General features: G+C 57.1%; 18 protein-coding genes and 1 pseudogene. 4 read left to right on the forward strand and 15 right to left on the reverse strand.

The genetic code is table 11. The annotated features are described in order from the left end of the window. Nucleotides 1-303: a DUF4212 domain-containing protein gene (locus AZE99_RS13710; protein ID WP_082788389.1), complete on the reverse strand. Its 303-nt coding sequence runs from the start codon at nt 301-303 to the stop codon at nt 1-3. Nucleotides 304-698: 395 nt separating this feature from the next. On the opposite strand from AZE99_RS13710, the gene AZE99_RS13715 reads away from it, so the two are divergent. Further along, a complete protein-coding gene (locus tag AZE99_RS13715) occupies nt 699-1,166 on the forward strand; it encodes a hypothetical protein (protein ID WP_067202197.1) in 468 nt (155 codons plus the stop codon). Between the two features lie 19 nt (nt 1,167-1,185). Here the strand turns inward: AZE99_RS13715 and AZE99_RS16190 are convergent, their stop codons facing one another. The 4 genes from AZE99_RS16190 to AZE99_RS13730 all read right to left on the reverse strand — a co-directional run bounded on the left by AZE99_RS16190 (nt 1,186) and on the right by AZE99_RS13730 (nt 5,191). Continuing rightward, entirely contained in the window at nt 1,186-1,359 is a 174-nt protein-coding gene (locus AZE99_RS16190; RefSeq protein ID WP_156472282.1) for a hypothetical protein, read from the reverse strand. Nucleotides 1,360-1,589: 230 nt separating this feature from the next. Further along, on the reverse strand, nt 1,590-3,863 hold the full coding sequence (gene parC, locus AZE99_RS13720) for a DNA topoisomerase IV subunit A (RefSeq protein ID WP_067202200.1): 2,274 nt from the start codon (nt 3,861-3,863) through the stop codon (nt 1,590-1,592). Nucleotides 3,864-3,947: 84 nt separating this feature from the next. Next, nucleotides 3,948-4,742: a ceramidase domain-containing protein gene (locus AZE99_RS13725; protein WP_067202203.1), complete on the reverse strand. Its 795-nt coding sequence runs from the start codon at nt 4,740-4,742 to the stop codon at nt 3,948-3,950. Beyond that, nucleotides 4,727-5,191 (reverse strand): hypothetical protein, encoded by a 465-nt coding sequence (locus tag AZE99_RS13730; protein WP_067202207.1) that lies wholly within the window; start codon nt 5,189-5,191, stop codon nt 4,727-4,729. Before AZE99_RS13730 ends, AZE99_RS13725 begins: the two co-directional genes overlap by 16 nt. A 174-nt stretch (nt 5,192-5,365) precedes the next feature. Here AZE99_RS13730 and purC point away from each other — a divergent pair, with 174 nt between their 5' ends. The 3 genes from purC (at nt 5,366) to purQ (ending at nt 7,248) form a co-directional block, all read left to right on the forward strand. Continuing rightward, the gene (purC, locus tag AZE99_RS13735; RefSeq protein WP_067202210.1) at nt 5,366-6,145 is read left to right on the forward strand and encodes a phosphoribosylaminoimidazolesuccinocarboxamide synthase; all 780 of its coding nucleotides are present in this window, start codon (nt 5,366-5,368) and stop codon (nt 6,143-6,145) included. A gap of 192 nt (nt 6,146-6,337) precedes the next feature. After that, nucleotides 6,338-6,592 (forward strand): phosphoribosylformylglycinamidine synthase subunit PurS, encoded by a 255-nt coding sequence (gene purS, locus AZE99_RS13740; RefSeq protein ID WP_067202213.1) that lies wholly within the window; start codon nt 6,338-6,340, stop codon nt 6,590-6,592. Continuing rightward, the gene (gene purQ, locus AZE99_RS13745; RefSeq protein ID WP_067202215.1) at nt 6,592-7,248 is read left to right on the forward strand and encodes a phosphoribosylformylglycinamidine synthase subunit PurQ; all 657 of its coding nucleotides are present in this window, start codon (nt 6,592-6,594) and stop codon (nt 7,246-7,248) included. Before purS ends, purQ begins: the two co-directional genes overlap by 1 nt. A 405-nt stretch (nt 7,249-7,653) precedes the next feature. On the opposite strand, the gene AZE99_RS13750 is transcribed toward purQ, so the two are convergent. From AZE99_RS13750 to AZE99_RS13795, 10 genes and pseudogenes are all read right to left on the reverse strand, one after another. Next, complete coding sequence (locus tag AZE99_RS13750; RefSeq protein ID WP_067202218.1) at nt 7,654-8,763, reverse strand: OmpA family protein; 1,110 nt, start codon at nt 8,761-8,763, stop codon at nt 7,654-7,656. A gap of 190 nt (nt 8,764-8,953) precedes the next feature. Then, entirely contained in the window at nt 8,954-9,403 is a 450-nt protein-coding gene (locus AZE99_RS13755) for a DUF2793 domain-containing protein (protein ID WP_067202220.1), read from the reverse strand. 45 nt (nt 9,404-9,448) lie between these two features. Further along, the gene (locus tag AZE99_RS13760; RefSeq protein WP_067202228.1) at nt 9,449-11,674 is read right to left on the reverse strand and encodes a GTA baseplate fiber-binding domain-containing protein; all 2,226 of its coding nucleotides are present in this window, start codon (nt 11,672-11,674) and stop codon (nt 9,449-9,451) included. Then, nucleotides 11,675-12,067, reverse strand: a complete 393-nt coding sequence (locus AZE99_RS13765; protein ID WP_067202231.1) for a hypothetical protein — start codon at nt 12,065-12,067, stop codon at nt 11,675-11,677. It lies immediately after the preceding gene. Between the two features lie 26 nt (nt 12,068-12,093). Beyond that, the gene (locus tag AZE99_RS13770) at nt 12,094-12,912 is read right to left on the reverse strand and encodes a DUF2163 domain-containing protein (RefSeq protein WP_067202234.1); all 819 of its coding nucleotides are present in this window, start codon (nt 12,910-12,912) and stop codon (nt 12,094-12,096) included. Further along, nucleotides 12,909-15,257: pseudogene (locus tag AZE99_RS13775) on the reverse strand (DUF2460 domain-containing protein). Before AZE99_RS13775 ends, AZE99_RS13770 begins: the two are co-directional and overlap by 4 nt. A gap of 2 nt (nt 15,258-15,259) precedes the next feature. Then, nucleotides 15,260-15,847: a tail tape measure protein gene (locus AZE99_RS13780; RefSeq protein WP_067202236.1), complete on the reverse strand. Its 588-nt coding sequence runs from the start codon at nt 15,845-15,847 to the stop codon at nt 15,260-15,262. Then, complete coding sequence (locus tag AZE99_RS13785; protein ID WP_067202239.1) at nt 15,840-16,052, reverse strand: phage tail assembly chaperone; 213 nt, start codon at nt 16,050-16,052, stop codon at nt 15,840-15,842. The genes AZE99_RS13780 and AZE99_RS13785 overlap by 8 nt, the downstream gene beginning before the upstream one ends. Next, complete coding sequence (locus AZE99_RS13790; RefSeq protein ID WP_067202240.1) at nt 16,052-16,381, reverse strand: gene transfer agent family protein; 330 nt, start codon at nt 16,379-16,381, stop codon at nt 16,052-16,054. Before AZE99_RS13790 ends, AZE99_RS13785 begins: the two co-directional genes overlap by 1 nt. Beyond that, nucleotides 16,374-16,781 carry a phage tail tube protein gene (locus AZE99_RS13795; RefSeq protein ID WP_067202243.1) on the reverse strand — a complete coding sequence of 136 codons (408 nt, stop codon included), beginning with the start codon at nt 16,779-16,781 and terminating at the stop codon, nt 16,374-16,376. The genes AZE99_RS13790 and AZE99_RS13795 overlap by 8 nt, the downstream gene beginning before the upstream one ends. Between the last annotated feature and the right edge of the window lie 33 nt (nt 16,782-16,814).

Here is a 16,814-nt window from a genome sequence, read left to right on the forward strand (position 1 = left end):
TCAATCATCAAGATCATATTGGCGCTCGATCTGCTTCATCCGGACGCTGTAGAAGACGATCAGCAGGATGAAGAAATAGATCGCGCCCTGTTGCGCAAACCAGAAACCAAGCGGATAGCCGCCGAGGGCAAACTGGTCGAGAAAGTCGCGGAATAGGATCCCCGCGCCAAAGGAAACGACGAACCAGATCGTCATCAGCGTCCACAGCAACCGGATATTCTGCGACCAATAGGCCTTTTCATTATCGCTCGTGTCCGACCGTGGCGGATCCCGCTTCACGTCGTCCATGCTGTCATCGGACATGCTGTCTCCTCCCCTTTATATTCTTGCAGATCAAACTAGGGGGCGAGGCGGGATAGCGCAAACAGGTTGTGATATTTTGATCATTGGACGGCAGAGCCGGCCTCGCTCCTGCCGTCAACAGTTCGGCTTTAATTGAATAATCCGTCAGACTATCGCCAGCAGCAGTCGCCGAGCATAGCGCTTGATCCAGACCAACGCCCCTCTTTGTCGGACTAGCTGGCCTGTATGTTCATAAGCGCCGAGTCGCCATTCTTACCGCGCGCATCGCGCGCCAAAGCTGACAATGTAAAATGTCCTACAGCCGACCCTTTACTTAAGTATATTTGTTAACCTTAATTGACTAGCAACGGATCGGTCGATACGGCTAAAGTGTCGAGTATGTGACAGGAGTAAAAATGCGTGAGTATAAGGATACACATTTTTCCGATAATGATATTGGAGATTTGACCGATCACTCACTCAAACAATTTAATATGTCAGCTTCAGATATACAGTTAGACGAGGGTCGGCACATCGATCTCGCGAGAACCGCTGCGTTCTTGTTGAAAAGTCGCGCCATCCGCGCGGAGCAATTCGGAAATGGCAAAGCTGATATCGATGATGTCTCCTGGCACATTTTGCTGCACTTGATCATTTCGACAGACACGAAAAAAGCCGTCACAGCGCTTGATCTTGCGCACACTCTCAATCTGGCGACAAGCACGACGATTCGCTATGTTGAGTATTTGATAGCGACGGGGCTGGTCGACAAGCAAATCGAAGCTGAAAATTTGGAAACGGTGACGTTAAAATTAACCCAATCCGGCGATGCCCTGACCAGCGACACTCTTCGCAGAATCGGCCAGGATCTGATCAATATCTGATCCCATTTTTTCGGCGAAACTAGGCGGCCTTTATTGTCTTTTCCACTCGTTCGATATCCGCCAATTGGCAAAGTTCGACAATCGCGGTATCGACATGGATGGCGGCAATGCTAGCCTGGATGGAATCGAGCTGCGATAAAATCTGCTCGAGCTGGTCGATCCATTCACGCAAGGCCTCTGTTTCATTGCTCATTGGCTTAGAAAATTCTTCCTGCTTAACATAAAGGCATAAAATGAGACCGCCCGTATTTGACTCTTGTGACTGCACCGAGTCAACTATTCACGTGAACGAGCGGAAACTAATGCGAATATTATAACATTTTCACTTGCTTTGACAATGGTGGAATTCGGAGCAATTTTAAGGGGCCTTCATCCTTGGCCAATGGAGGGTTTACCGGTAAACCCGCCCACTCGCCAGTCAGCTCAGTCAAATTTGCCGCTCTTTGGAAATCCCGTCGGCGGCAGGCGCCCGGCCGCCCCGCGTGCCACGCGCCACATGGTCAGATCATTCTCGGTCCGTGTTCGTCCGCTTTCACCGCCCATTGCCCAGCTCAGCCCTTCTTCCAGTCTGAACACAATCGCATCGGACAAGCCGCCGTCCTTGTAACGCTGCAACATTACCCCCTGCCCCTTGGCCATTTCGGGCATTTCGGAAAGAGAGAAGACGACCAGCTTACGATTCTCGCCAATAGCTGCGACATGGTCGGCCTCTTCGGGAACCGGCCGGACTACGATCAGACGCGCATCGCCCTTCAGATTGACGACCTGACGGCCTTTCTTCGTTTCAGCGACGACATCCGCGATCTTCGCAACGAAGCCGCGACCCCAGGTGGAGGCAAGCAAAAGCCTGGCCTTCATATCGGCAACCATCAGCGCAATGGGTTCGGCACCGGGTTCCAGATCAACCATTGATCCCACCGGCTCGCCAAAGCCGCGCGCGCCGGGCAGCTTGTCCGCGCCAATCGTGTAGAAACGCCCGTTGTCACAGCACATCAGCAGCTTGTCGGTGGTCTGGGCGTGGAAGGCATATTTCGGGCCATCGCCTTCCTTGAACTTGAAACTGTCCGGAGCAGAGAGGTCCGCATGCCCTTTCATCGCCTTGATCCAGCCGCGCTGCGACATGATCACGGTGACCGGCTCTTTCTCGATAAAGGCTTCGAGAGAAATTTCCCGCGCGGGTGCGGCCTCGATCAGCATCGTGCGCCGCGCGCCCAGCGCGGTGTCCTCGGCATAGAGCTTGCGCAGTTCCGCGAGATCCTTCTTCAGCCGGGTCTTCTGCCGCGCCGGGCTCTCGATCAGCTTTTCCAGCCCTTCCCGTTCCTCGAGCAGCTTGTCGCGCTCGGTCCGCAATTCCATTTCTTCCAGCTTGCGCAACGACCGCAGGCGCATGTTGAGGATCGCCTCGGCCTGACGGTCGGTCAGCTTGAACTCGTCCATCAGCATCGGCTTGGGTTCGTCATGGTTGCGGATTATCTCGATCACCCGGTCGAGATTGAGATAGGCAATGATATAGCCGCCGAGCAGCTCCAGCCGGGCATCAATCTTGTCGAGCCGGTGCTGCGACCGGCGCAGCAGCACTTCAATCTGGTGGACGATCCATTGTTTCAGCACTTCGCTGATACCCATCACCTTGGGCACGCGATCCTTGTCGAGCACATTCATGTTGAGCGAGAAGCGGTTTTCCAGATCGGACATGCGGAACAGCGCGTTCATCAGGTCTTCCGGGTCGACGGCACGGCTCTTCGGCTCCAGGACAATCCGTACCTGCTCATCCGATTCATCGCGGATATCGGCGAGAATGGGCAGTTTCTTGTCGGCAATGATCTGGGCGATCTGCTCGATCAGCTTGCCCTTCTGCACCTGATAGGGAATTTCGGTAATAACGATCTGCCACGCACCGCGCCCCTCGGCGTCTTCCTTCTCCCATTTGCACCGCACCCGCATCGCGCCGCGGCCGCTCTCATAAGCGGCATCGATCACCGATTTCGGGTCGACCAGCGTACCGCCAGTCGCGAGGTCCGGCCCCTTGATGATCGCCATGATCTCGGCATGCTCGGCCTTGGGACTGTCGATCAGCAGCGTCGCCGCGTCGATAATCTCGTGAACATTATGCGAGGGTATGCTGGTCGCCATGCCCACGGCGATACCGCTTGCACCATTGGCAAGCAGGTTCGGGAACAATCCGGGCATGACCTCGGGCTCTTCATCCTCGCCATTATAGGTCGGCTTGAGATCGGCGGCATTCTCGTCGAGCCCGCTCATCAGCTCGATCGCCGTGCGGGTCAGACGGGCTTCGGTATAGCGATAGGCAGCGGCATTATCGCCATCGATATTGCCGAAATTGCCCTGCCCGTCGACCAGAGGATAGCGCAGCGAGAAAGTCTGGGCGAGGCGGACCATCGCGTCATAGACCGACTGGTCGCCGTGCGGGTGATATTTACCGATGACGTCACCCACCACCCGGGCACATTTCTTGTACCCCTGCGACGGATCAAGCTTGAGCAGCCGCATCGCCCACAGGAGGCGGCGATGCACGGGCTTCAGCCCGTCGCGCAAATCCGGCAAGGACCGCGCAGTGATCGTCGACATGGCGTAAATCAAATAGCGTTCGGAAAGCGCCGCATCAAAGGGCGCTTCGACTATCGCATCAAATTCATCTTCGGGAGCCGCTTCGGGCGCATCGGTTACATCACTCATGGCAGGAGCGATAGCAGGGTGGATTCAGGGTTGGTAGGGGGAAAGTAGCGGAATGATGATCGCGCTTGCACAGGTGACACGATTTTATGTCACGGTCCGCTCGCTGCGATAATAGAGAAAGGCAAACCATAATGCGCCCGCGCCGAGGAGGTGCCAGACGGCATGCCCCTGCCACAAACTCTCCGGCGCGCAAAGCTGACCGCGCTGGTCAAGATTCCAGATCGTGAAGGCAACGATATTGGCGACAAGCCCAGCGATATAATAGCCGGTCCGGACTTGCCGGCGCAGCGGTCTAGCTAAGGCTAGCTCCAGGATGATAGCCGCCAGCAGGATAACGGCAAAAAGCCAGCGGCGGACGTCCGGGAGCACATAAAGAATTGCAACAAGAACGGCGCAGAGCAAAGCATAATAGATTATGGCACGCTGGTCCGGGATATCCCGCCATTTGGCCAACGCGCTGATCAAAAAGAACCCGCTGATCAAATACATTCCGAGCACATCGAAAAACTGCCCCCATAATGTAAGCGTCGCGTGGAGCAGGACGGATCCGATGCCGACGATGATCGCGGCTCCTCCCAGCACGCTTGCCGACAGCGGTGGAAAAGCCGACACCCAGTCACGCGACCGGGCCAACAGGATCATTAGAAAACCGGCAAAGACAAAGCCCAGTGACGACAGGCTGTTTACCGGCTGCAACAACAGCGCGCCGGTCCGCGGCATTTCGCAAAAGCACCTGGTTTCGGTGCAGCTCGCTGGTACATGGAGCGACCAGTCAGGCCCAATCAGGTTGAGCAAGGCGATTGTCATTGCCGCAGCCACCGCCGTCAGTGCGAGCGCAACGAATAGCTTTGGCGCGATGTAGGTCATCCCGTCAGCCATTGCTCCGGCAGATCCAGGCCTTCCCGCTCATTGTCCCAGATGATCCCCATGATCCACCAGCGACCATCGGGCTTGCCGTCATGGCCCATATCGTCGTTCCACAGATGAATCATATTGACGCCGCGGAACTGGATTTCGGGATGGTCAGGCGTCTCACGGGCTTCATATGCCGAATAGACATGCGCGACCTGGCCAAAAACATCCGTCTTGCGGCCAATCTCGATCTCGTAAAATGACTTGCCTTCGAGCAAAGGGATCGTCGCTTCGACAAATTCATCATAGCTGAAGGGATAGGCGACCGGCTTGTCATTCTCGATCCGGGTGCGGACCAGCATACAGCGCGGATGATAGATTTCGCGGTCCCGCTCCCAATCCTGTCCGCCCGGGGGTCCCGAGATGCACTCATAAAGCGTTTCCATGACTTCATCGATGGTCGTATATTTGGTCATCGCGACGACATTCTTTCGGTTGGTTCAGATGTCCACCATGAAACGGGATTGTTTGCGCCGCAAGTCGCTTTCGCATATAGGAAGGCTCGGTTGCCCCGGTCCGTTCAATCCGCCATGATTCGAACCATCGGGGCATGATTTTTTGTCGCTCTCTTTGCGAAGTGGAACCAAGCAATGTCCCGTCGCCGCCAGATTTACGAAGGCAAGGCCAAGATTCTTTACGAAGGCCCTGAGCCCGGCACTATCATCCAATATTTCAAGGACGATGCCACCGCATTCAATGCCGAGAAAAAGGGTACGATCAACGGCAAGGGCGTGATCAACAACCGCATTAGCGAGCATATTTTTCTGTTGCTCGGTCATATCGGCATTCCCAGCCACTTCATCCGTCGCCTCAATATGCGCGAGCAGCTGGTCAAACAGGTCGAGATCGTTCCGATCGAAGTGATCGTCCGCAATGTCGCCGCCGGGTCGCTTTCCAAGCGCCTCGGTATCGAAGAGGGCACGCCGCTTCCTCACACTTTGCTGGAATATTGCTACAAGGATGATGCGCTCGGCGATCCGCTGGTTGCAGAAGAGCATATCGCCTGCTTCGGTTGGGCCAGTCAGGAGGAAATGCAGGATATTTCCGCCATGGCCATCCGGATCAACGACTTCATGGCCGGAATGTTCGCTGGAATCGGCATCAAACTGGTCGATTTCAAGCTCGAGTTTGGCAGAATTTTCGAAGGTGATTTTTCGCGGATAATCCTGGCTGATGAAATCAGCCCGGACGGTTGCCGTCTTTGGGACATTGAAACCAACGAGAAACTGGACAAGGATCGTTTTCGTCGTGATTTGGGCGGCGAAGCCGAAGCTTATCAGGAAGTTGCCAGGCGTCTGGGATTGTTCCCGGAAGGCGGCGTCAGCGAAGTCGCTGATCTGGATAGCGAACGGAAGAAGCGCGGGAAATAACAACATATGGATTGTCTGTAGCTCTGCTCACCGGGCGTATCCCTCAACCGGGTCGTGCCTCACCAGTGCAATGCCGGCTTTCCGATCCCTACCAACGCCGGCCTGTTTCAATTTTCCTTCTTACTCTTGCCCCGGCAAATCTTGGCGCTATAGCATGGCGATATTGGCGGCGGAACAACGCGAGGACGCAGCATGAAAGTCAGAATATTTGTAACGCTGAAAGATGGCGTATTGGATCCCCAGGGAAAAGCCATCCATCATGCTCTCGAAAGCCTGGACTTTTCCGGGGTAAACGATGTGCGTGCAGGCAAGCTGATCGAACTCGATGTCGACACATCCGTCAGCCGGGAAGAGATTGAAAAAATGTGCGACAAACTGCTCGCCAATACCGTCATCGAAAATTACGAAATTGAGTTGCCGGAATCGGCGCTCGGAACGACCTCCTGATGCAATCTGCGGTAATCGTCTTTCCCGGCTCAAATTGCGACCGCGACATGGCGGTCGCCTTGGAAACGGTTTCGGGCCAAAAACCTCATATGGTCTGGCACGGGGACAGCGAGCTTCCACCGGGACTGGATGTCATCGCGATACCAGGCGGCTTTTCCTACGGCGACTATCTGCGATCGGGCGCCATGGCTTCTCGTTCCAACATCATCCAACCGGTCATTGAAGCAGCACAGCGAGGCGTCAAGATATTGGGCGTGTGCAACGGGTTTCAGATCCTCACCGAAACCGGCCTGTTGCCAGGGGCGCTGATGCGCAACAGCAATATCCATTTTGTCTGCAAGGATGCCGAGCTCGACGTTACCAATACGAATACCATCTTCACATCTCGCTATGCGGAACACACGTCCATATCGATCCCGGTTGCTCATCATGACGGCAATTTCTTTGCCGACAATGAAACGTTGGACAGGTTGGAAAAAGACGACCGGGTGGTGTTTCGCTACCGCAACGATATCAACGGTTCATCGCGCAACATCGCCGGTATCATCAATGAAGCGGGAAATGTCTTGGGCATGATGCCTCACCCTGAGCGGGCTATCGACAAGAAGCACGGCGGGACTGACGGGCTGGCCTTGTTTGAAAGCCTGCTGGGTTAAAGATCAGCAAGCAACTTTTGCACATGGCTAGCAATTCCGGGTTGGCAGCCGTCTGATTCACCGAATCCTCTCGGATTTCGGCATATATCACGCAACGTCTGCGGCAATTTCGACACCCTACCGGACGGATACCAGTCTATCAGCAGAGTGCCCGGTTAATATCGATCGGCAGCAAAGTCGTGCGAATAAGAGAATACGCACAGCGTTGCAGCAAGCGGAACTGTGTCTTGTCGTCCGGCAAAATTTCTGAATTTTCCAAATCCAGAATATCACCCAACACAAAACCCTGCCGGTGCGGACGTTGCTGCGAACAATCGCCTCCGGTGCAATCATGCCTCAGAAGCGCAAACGAAAAAGGGCCGGTCCGAAGACCAGCCCTTTTCCCAATTGGTATGTGTGTTGGTATTAGTTACCCGAACCAGGTCCGTACATAACTTCAACACGACGGTTCTGAGGCTCACGAACGCCGTCTGCGGTTTCAACGCGAGGACGCGATTCACCAAAGGCTTCACTCGAGATAACGCCGCTGCCGATGCCGCGCGATTCAAGATACGCACGAACAGCAGTGTTGCGACGCTGGGACAGACCGACGTTGTAGCTGGCAGAACCAGATTTGTCAGCGTGACCAGCCAGCATGACCTGAGCCGAACCACAATCACCATATGCGGTAACCGCATTGTCGAGAACCGAAGCCGCTTCTGGCGTGATATCTGACTGATCCCAGTCAAAGAACACGATGTAAGGGCCAGGCGCACATACAGCCGGTGGTGGCGGTGGTGGCGGTGGTGGTGGCGGTGGTGGCGGTGGTGGTGGCGGTGGTGGAGGTGGTGCCGCTGGTTCGCCGCCGAAGTTGTAGATCAGGCTACCCAGAACTGAGTGGCTACGCAAACGCGTATCAGTCGTACGTCCGAGCTGGTCTACAAGATTGACTTTATCAGCATTGAAGAAGCGGTATTTCAGACCCACATCCCAGCTGTCGCTCAATGGAGCGCGAACGCCTGCAAGCAACTGCCATGCAAAGCCAGTGTCCGAATCATTAAGATAAGGTCCAGCAAAGATATTGGTCACTTCGGTCCGTGCAACGCCGACGCCGCCGCCAGCAAAGCCCTGGATGCCGTCATCGTCGCCAAAGTCGAGCAAGCCGTTCAGCATGAAGCTGAGCGCATTTACATCGCCATTGATCGGGAATACACCAGTTGTCGTTCCACCAGCGCCATTCGCCGCGTTTGGAAGTCCAGGTGCACCAGCTTGTACACGATTGGCAGCAGCTGATTTATAACCAACTTCGGCTTCCAACCGGAAACCTCCGAAATCATAACCAACGATGCCGTCTACGTCGTAACCAGCATCATGATCTACTTCAAACGCGCCATTGTTGCCGGCAACGTTCATCGACAGATCTTCAGCGATCATTGCACCGCCCTCGACACCAACATACCACTGGCCATCACGAGCCAGTGCAGGTGTAGCGAGCGCTGTGGAGGCAAGCGCCATTCCTAAGGCAAGCTTCCGCATTTATATTCCCCTTCTCAATTAGGTTCTAAATTCACGCCGCTTTCTAACCTTTCGCTCCGATCAGTGCAAGCCGCCAAATCGCATAACTGTTGCGAAAATGTCGCCATTTTCGGCATTTAGCCCAAAAAATGGCTTTCAAACTCCGCGGATTCGAGCAATTATGCGTGCGAATATCTCCGGGAACTTGGATTCAGGCGCCGGATTGCAGAATGCCTTGCGCTTCAAGTGCGGCCAATATCGATTCGATGACGTTCCGTGCTTCAACATCGATAACAGCGCCTGATTGCGGCCCCCCGATCGTCGGTGCCATTTGCCATGAGCCGCGATAAACCGCGACACTATCGATAGATTCAACATAGATGCGCATCGACACAACCGGCGCAATGAACTGCCACCCATTTCCCGTCCAGCCGGCGATGTGATCATCATGACCCAGCCATTCGCCTGCAGCGCCAGATCCAACAAGCCAGCACTGACCAGCAGCCGGTACAATAGCGGCGGGATCTGTCGCAATCGCCTGCACGACCGGATGGATCAGAAAGTCGATCCGCGCGAGGGCTTCGTTGTGGAACAGTTCTTTATGCGCCTGACCTACTGCCAGTAGCGGTATTTCAAAGCGTGCGGTTTCCAATATGGCCATATCCTGCTCTTTCGGGAAATGTTGCGGAGATAAAATGTGATAGATTCAAAGCGGTATTTGAAAGTCCAGCGGCTCGGACAGCCCATAGGCTCCGATTTGATAGACCTTGACGACTAACTGACTGTTGTCGTTCTCGCGAAATGGTTCGACTTGTGCTTGCGATACAATGACTTGTGGCTCGGCCGTTTCCGCTGAAACAGATAGTTCCGAACCGTCGCCTGCCGCCAGTTCAACCCGATATCTTTCGGTTTCCTCGGCCAGCGGCACTTCGACATGATCGGACCAGACTGTTCCCGCCCGGGACCGCCGAGTCCAGCCGATCACGAGATCAGCTCCATCGAGAAAATTCCATCGCGGGTGAACCGGCGACCAGGGCATCAAGGCTCGTCCCGGTGAGGCGATCCCTGCGGAAACCGGAGCGAGGTCATCTCGTCCCAGCGCAAAGACCTCGACCGGTGTAAAAGCTGCATAAAAATTGGGAGCAATTTCCAGCAGAGAACCAACGTCTATCAGGACAAAATCCTCATCAGCGGCATGGCGCGCCGCTTCGATCTCGGTACCGCCCAGCCCGCGGATCAGACGGGAGAGGCGGAAAAGCCGGTCTCCCAGAGACACGGCCTTCGCAAACTGGATAATTTCCCGGCCGATCATTGCAACATTGCTACCGGCCAGCAATTGAGCATCATTGGCATGAGACAATGCCATCGCCGGATTATGCAGTTCCACGTCGATGTAATTCATGCGATCGATCAAAGCGGGATTGGCGGATGCGAGCGATCCGGATGCGGTGCCGATGATCGTTGGCGCCGCTATCTGGCCGATATAGGCACCCGGCGAACCATCGGCTCCGGACGCAAAAAGCTGGGCATTTCGCCATCCGGAATCACCGGCAGCAACAGCATATAGTCGGGGCGAATCCGAAACTGCGCTAGGCGCATCAATTGCGAAGGGCAGATCAACCAGCACCAGACGGGTCAATCCGGCACGAAGATCGGGATCCGCTATATTTCTGCCCTGGTCCGATAGGCCCGGAGCGATATGATGGACAGGGTTGGACCGTGTCAGCGAAAGCTGCGCAAAACCGGATCCAATCTCGCATTCCCGGATGCACCAAATTCCGTCACATGACCCGAATTTGACGAGCATTGAAGGTCGATACGGACAGCTATCCAAGGGCAGGGAAACATGAATAGTCGCACGTTCCTCATATTTCGTCCACAGGTTGGTCGCGGAGAGCGCCCTAGCTTCATTTGCCGCTATCGTCGCGGGAAAGTCCCGAATGATCGATATGCGTCCGGCCCCCGGACGAAATGCTGACTGGACGCCTGGTTGATAATCACGCAACGGGTCATAATAGCGGATCGACAATTGTCTCGGGACCGCCGCCACCGGAGCCGTGCGCATTTCTGGCGAGGCAATTTCCTGCTTTCCTGCGACACGCGCAAAATCGCTCTCCATTTCCAAGGCATGCGCCGGATCTGCAGCGGATCGCGCGCGGGCATCGATGCGATCAAAAGCGCTCGGATCGGCCGAAAAAGACAGCGGGATGGCATCGGTCAGTGACCGCAAACCAGCCTGCCGGTCTTCACCGCCCGCCGCATATCCAATGACCGTATCAGCCGGCGGCATGACAATCCGCTGGGCCGAAACATCCTCTATAATATCGGAAATTGTCACCGCCCCGTCATCGGCAATCACTTCGAATGTCAGAGACGGAATTCGATTGCCATATTCGGTCAAGTCCATGTCTTCGAAAACGGCCAGCGCCAGACCGCGATAGGCTGGCGTGCCCCCATCGGCTTCAGCACTGGCCATCAGGCCGTCGGCAGCCTGTTCCTCGGTACCGGGATGAAAGGCAAATCGGGTATCGGTTTTGAAATCTCCGGCGACGCCGCGGAAGATTTTCCCGTCCGCCCAGATCCGTCCGATGCCATTGATCCGTCGGCTGGACAAGGCCACCGCGAAACAGGCAGAATAGCTGTAGATTGTCGTGCTCGGCCGTCCCTTTCCGCCGCCTTCGCGACTGCGGCTCTCCTTGATATCCGTCGCCCAGATCACCGTTCCCGCGACACGCATCCTGCCGAATATGCGGGGGACCTGGGCCCCGTAGCTTGACGTCTGAACCGCCAGTTCCTGCAGGTGCGGGCCTTCGCGCCCTTTCGGCCTGAACAGGACATTCTGATCAATCTGCTGGCCGATAACGGCCCCGATGGCGCCGCCAATCGGTCCACCGAATGCAGTGCCCACGGCGCTCAAAACCAATGTCGCCATTCAATCCTCCGTCAGTCTGAATATCGCGACAATCGGCCAGGGCGAGTCACCGGGACAATATACGACCTTGCCCAGTCCGGCGTGGGCGTGCACAAAACCATCCTCGGCCCGGATCAGGAAATGCCACTGGACCGGACTGGGCCTGACCAGAATAATATCGCCTTCGCACAGCTCTGATTCCGGCGGGAAGCGGGTAAATCCGGTCTCCGCCATGAATTTGTTGATCGACTGTTCGCACCCGCCGCGGATCGAATAGCCGTTGGGCGCGTCGCACTCGAAATCGCCAGCCAGCAGGCATTTCTGCGCAAGGCCGATGCAATCGAGCCCGGTTTCTTCGTCGCGGCCATGCAGGCAAAAACGCGCACCGCAAAGGGCCATAGCCTTGTCTGCCATTTTTCGTGATCCTTCTCTCGGTGGAATCATGCGCCGGGATATCTGGTGAGCAGATCATTCCCTGGCAAATAGGGTTCGCCGCGAAAATTGATGCTGTTGGCAAAGCGGTCCCGGCAGGTTGCGAAATTCTTGTTACAGCCCTCGGTGAGCAGCACCCTTGTGCCTGGAACAACGGGTTGTGCAGGCCGGTCCGCCAGCCTGACAACAGCCGCTTCCCCGTCGACAATCGCATAGCTGAGCCCGCAATTCGGACCGTCGAGAAAACGCAGGGAGCCGAACGCAAAATCGGCAGCCGTGTCATTCAGCCCATCAACTCCAATCCCATCGGCGCTGACCGTTATGATCCGCCCTTCCCGCTGATGACGGTGCAAGCTCAGCTTGCATAGGCGATCCCCAAATTCGGCTCGGCATGTAGGTGACGTCAGCGGTGCGACGGGTTCGTCAAGAAAGCTTGTTGCACCCAGCATCTCGACGGTGAAACTGTCACCCGACCGCACAATTTCTCCAAATTCTCCGCAAATCAACGGCAGTGGTTCGGCCTCGGGCTGCTCCCAGTCGACCAGCGAAATATAGAGCAGCGCGCCATCCCAGCGCCCGGCATCCAGATCGCTTTCGGCAATCGCGGCGCTGGTCATGACGCCTGAAATTTCGACATTGTCGATATCCAGACTGTCGGACAGCGCAATCGTTGACGGCACCATGCCCGGCGCCGCCCGATAGCGAAACGCATCGACGAACAGATCACGGTCATGCGAGGTAAAGCCGAGCGCAATGCCGTCCGGACGTTCGAGACGCCACAGATAGGCGCTGGTGGTGACCGCGCGGTCGAGCCAGTCGAGGCTCATGCCGCTTCCCGGACTTCGACGAGCAGCACCTCGGGGATATCGCCAGCGAGGAAGGTCGCGTGGCTGACTGTCAACTGGTCGCTGGCGAAGCGGACCGGCACATCGAACAGAAATCCGGCGGTGATATCGCTATTTTCGGCGGGCGGACTGTCGAAGACGATTGTCCCCGCCGGTCCCAGTGACCAGCCGATCGCAATCTGGCCGTTGACGGCCACCTGCAGCGTTTCCGGGTCGGGCCGGCTAATCCGTCTTTGCTGTGGCTCGTCGGCGGGATCGCCGTAATTTTTTACCAAGAGGAACTCGGTCATTTGGCCATCGCCCGTGCCGAGATATTGGTCGGTCGGCGCCGGTTCCCCGACCATGTCATGCGAGCTATGGTCGTAGGGATCACGAAAACGAAAGGCTTTCGCGGCTCCCCGGCGCGCGCGGAAGAAAGCGATCAATATCCGCAATTCTTCCTCGCTGCGGACGCCGGGCCCGACATCAAATTCGAGCCGCGCATCGGCCCAATCGCTGTTGCGTTTCTCGTGACCGGAAATGGTCGTCACGATATTGGTGGAAAATCCCGGCGACACGCTGGCCCCCTGGCCGATCACGAGCGGGAATTGCACGTCGTCGAAGGCGTTCACATCCTCCTCCTCTTCCTGAAAATAGGTGAATCCGTCCCGCGCCACCTGCGGCAGCGCCCAGACGAAAATCTCCGCTGTGCCTCTCGCGCGCGCATCATCGATGGCGTCGACCATATGGCTCCAGATGAACCGGTCCGCCGGTTGCAGCACGAAACCGGTGAAATATTGCTGCTGTTCGACCGGATAGCCCAGCCTCTGGGTCGCCAGTTCGATCCCGGCCTTCGTGGCAGAGCGATTGCCGGCAATCACCTAGTCATAATCCTCCAACTGCAGGATATCGAAAGCAGGAAACGCCCAGCCCACAGGCAGATTGGCCCGCTTGGCTTCCGGCGCCTGCTCATCCAGGATCGTCGGCAAATAGGCCAGCAACAGGGTCTCGACCGGCGTCGAACCCGCTTCGTCTTTCACCGCGTCCAGCAGGTCGGCGGTCGACGCCGCCAATATCGCACCAGCCTGATCCAGCATGGCATTTTGTGCCGCCGTCTTCGGGCCATCAATGCTGGCTATGCTGACCGAATTCTCGCCAAAAGATGCGCTGGCCGCATCGTCATAAAGACAAATACGTTTGTCCGGCATGATCCACCACCACGGCTCGCCGACCTGAAAACGGATCGCCGCGCCTGCATCCCGGGCAATGGCGGTAAAGGCCCGCGCGACCGCCTGCAGATAGTTCATGGCGTCACCATTGGCGGGCGAAAGCAGCGCTGACGGCGGCTCCCAGCCGGTCAGCGCCGGATCGCCATTTTCCGCCCGCTGCTTCCAGTCGCTCCAGCAATGCGCGTCGAACAGTTCGTAGGACAGCGACAATATCACCGAAAAACCCATGACTTCGGCGCGCGATATCAGGTCGCGGTGCCAGACCGCCGCCGGCTGGTTGATCGCGGCAAATTCTTCACCAGTCTGGGCCGCCGACAGACTAACATAAAGCCCCTCACCGGCCGTCTCCAGCCGGAAATAATGGCTCATCCCCAGATAATGGTTGATCGCCCCGCGATAGCCCAAAGCCCTCGTCATCCGCAGCAGGCGTTCCGGCGTCTGGTTGAAGCTGTCATCATAGGCGGTGGCCATCGACAGGCCATGTTCCGGCACCATGACGTCACCAATTTCCAGTACCGCGCCCTGACCGTCGGTCCGGATCGCGCTCATTTCCACCCAGCCGATCTTCGGCGTCAAATAGCGCGTACCGAGATCGTCATATTCGGGCGGAATGATCGAAATGAACAACCGGTCGATATCCTCGGGAAACACAGGATCGGCCTCTCCCGGCAACAGGAACCCCCCTTCAACCTTTGAAAATTCTATCGAAATATGCGCATCGGTCGGCGTGCCGCTGGCATAGTTCCACAGCCGGACATACCAGGATTTCGGATCGCCCGCCGCATCCCGCCCCTCGATGGTCAGCGTCGGTCCGTCGACCGCATCGAGCGGCATGATCCCGGAAGACCGCCAGCGAAATTCCCATTTGAGCCGCGAATAGTCGCGCTCCGTTTCATAGGCGAGCAGCGGATGATCGAGCCTGTCCTCGCTCTCCCAGATCAGCCCGGCCAGATCGTCGCTATTGTAAAAGACCGCATCCACACGCAGCGCATCTGCTGCGGTCGTCACCACCGACGCCATCATCGGGCGCGGAAAATTGATCGTCCAGAAACGGGGATCGAAGCGCTGGATGAAGCTGCTGCGCTGCCCCGTTCTTTTGTCGGCTAGCCAGAAGCCCATAATCAGCCCCCCTTCGCGCTCAGCACATTGCGCACCGCCCGCGCCACCTGCCGGCTCGACCGGCGCATCTGGTCCGGCGCGCTACCCTGACCGTTGTCGGATATATTGATCGTCAAACGGATATTGGGCGCGGCACTGACGGAAGTCGGCTGCTCGATCCGCCCCGAAGCAGTCGGCACGAATATCTCCGGCCCGCGCTCGCCCACCATATAGGCACGGCCACCACTGACCGGGCCGCCTGTCGCCCGGCCCGGTGCACCCAGAAAGGCGCTCAGCAAGGATGTTCCCAAATTGGGCAGACCACCACCGGAGCCGCCCGAACCAATACCTAACAGGCCTTGCAATCCGCTATGGATCGCGGCGCTGGCAATGTCGTTCATCACCGACAGCGCCACCCGGCGCAAATCCTCGAAACCCAGGGAACCACGCCGGATCGCGCGGCTAAGCGTATTCTCAAGCGCCGAACCTGCCCGCTCCAGACCTGACGCCAAGGGGCCGTCAAGCTGGCCCTTCATATCGGCCACGTCTTTCGCAAAACCGGCGGTATCGGCGCGCACGCTGACCACCAGCCGTTCGATTTCTTCATCCATCGGGAAAAGCTTCTTTCAATATTGCTAAAGTGGATTGATCGAGAGGCAAGGCCGTAGCCCCGCCCATCACATGGCCATCGAGAGACCGGAACAGGCCAGTCAGTTCTTCAGGCGTGGCGCGCCAAAACTGGTCGGGCGTCCAGCCGAGGATCAGCGGCACAAGACCCGCGAGCCGCGACGCGGATGTGCTAAAATTATCGGCCATCAGCTATCGGCAGGCAGACCGGACAAAATCTGTTTCAACAAGATCTTCAGCGCCGGCGTCACCCCGGCAAGACCCAGTTCCATCATTCCCTCGCCGAATTGATAGCGGGTCAAATGCTCTGGCCGGTCACTGGCAACATGCCAGAACAGCGTGACGATTTCCGACAGCAAAAGCCGTCCATTAGCGGCCCGTTCAACCAGATCGAACAAAGATCCCAGCTCCTCTTCAGCCGCGACAAGAGCCGCAAAACTGGGCCGCAGGATCAAGCGCGTGCCGTTGATCGTGATCTCTGCCTCGCCCCGCAACGCATTGGCGCGCCGCTCAGACACTGGCCACCGCGCCGGAGCTTTCCAGGTTCAGCGTGTAACTGCGCTCGCCGTTATAATCGCCGCTATAGTCCAGCCGCGCGACGAGAAAGTCACCCTGCATCCGCTCGCCGCCCTCGAAGCTGAGTTCATAGGCATCGATGACGCCGCCGAGCGCATGATTCTTGATCCGCATCTCCGCATCAGAGCCGGTAAACACACCCGCGCCGGACACGGACACCGACCGAACCCCCGCACCCGACAGCAATTGCCGCCAGCCGCCGCTATCCTTGCTGGTAATCGCCACCGGTTCGCCGTTGATCGACATCTGCGTGGTCCGCAGACCCGCGATCGTCGTGTAGCTGACGGGGCTCTCGCCATCGCCGATTTTCAGGAGAAAGGCGCTGCCTTTTTCTGCTGCCATATTCCGGTTCCTTCCTGTTGTGTTTCTATTGTC

The organism is Sphingorhabdus sp. M41, from assembly GCF_001586275.1.
Taxonomy (GTDB): domain Bacteria; phylum Pseudomonadota; class Alphaproteobacteria; order Sphingomonadales; family Sphingomonadaceae; genus Parasphingorhabdus.

Coding starts and splice junctions, on each gene's coding strand:
- AZE99_RS13765 (WP_067202231.1), bottom strand. CDS start 12,067: ATGGCAGACAAGGCTATGGCCCTTTGCGGTGCGCGTTTTTGCCTGCAT.
- AZE99_RS13715 (WP_067202197.1), top strand. CDS start 699: ATGCGTGAGTATAAGGATACACATTTTTCCGATAATGATATTGGAGAT.
- AZE99_RS13770 (WP_067202234.1), bottom strand. CDS start 12,912: ATGAGCCTCGACTGGCTCGACCGCGCGGTCACCACCAGCGCCTATCTG.
- parC (WP_067202200.1), bottom strand. CDS start 3,863: ATGAGTGATGTAACCGATGCGCCCGAAGCGGCTCCCGAAGATGAATTT.
- AZE99_RS13710 (WP_082788389.1), bottom strand. CDS start 303: ATGTCCGATGACAGCATGGACGACGTGAAGCGGGATCCGCCACGGTCG.
- AZE99_RS13785 (WP_067202239.1), bottom strand. CDS start 16,052: ATGGCCGATAATTTTAGCACATCCGCGTCGCGGCTCGCGGGTCTTGTG.
- AZE99_RS13760 (WP_067202228.1), bottom strand. CDS start 11,674: ATGGCGACATTGGTTTTGAGCGCCGTGGGCACTGCATTCGGTGGACCG.
- AZE99_RS13750 (WP_067202218.1), bottom strand. CDS start 8,763: ATGCGGAAGCTTGCCTTAGGAATGGCGCTTGCCTCCACAGCGCTCGCT.
- AZE99_RS13755 (WP_067202220.1), bottom strand. CDS start 9,403: ATGGCCATATTGGAAACCGCACGCTTTGAAATACCGCTACTGGCAGTA.
- AZE99_RS16190 (WP_156472282.1), bottom strand. CDS start 1,359: ATGAGCAATGAAACAGAGGCCTTGCGTGAATGGATCGACCAGCTCGAG.
- purC (WP_067202210.1), top strand. CDS start 5,366: ATGTCCCGTCGCCGCCAGATTTACGAAGGCAAGGCCAAGATTCTTTAC.
- purS (WP_067202213.1), top strand. CDS start 6,338: ATGAAAGTCAGAATATTTGTAACGCTGAAAGATGGCGTATTGGATCCC.
- AZE99_RS13730 (WP_067202207.1), bottom strand. CDS start 5,191: ATGACCAAATATACGACCATCGATGAAGTCATGGAAACGCTTTATGAG.
- AZE99_RS13795 (WP_067202243.1), bottom strand. CDS start 16,781: ATGGCAGCAGAAAAAGGCAGCGCCTTTCTCCTGAAAATCGGCGATGGC.
- purQ (WP_067202215.1), top strand. CDS start 6,592: ATGCAATCTGCGGTAATCGTCTTTCCCGGCTCAAATTGCGACCGCGAC.
- AZE99_RS13780 (WP_067202236.1), bottom strand. CDS start 15,847: ATGGATGAAGAAATCGAACGGCTGGTGGTCAGCGTGCGCGCCGATACC.
- AZE99_RS13725 (WP_067202203.1), bottom strand. CDS start 4,742: ATGGCTGACGGGATGACCTACATCGCGCCAAAGCTATTCGTTGCGCTC.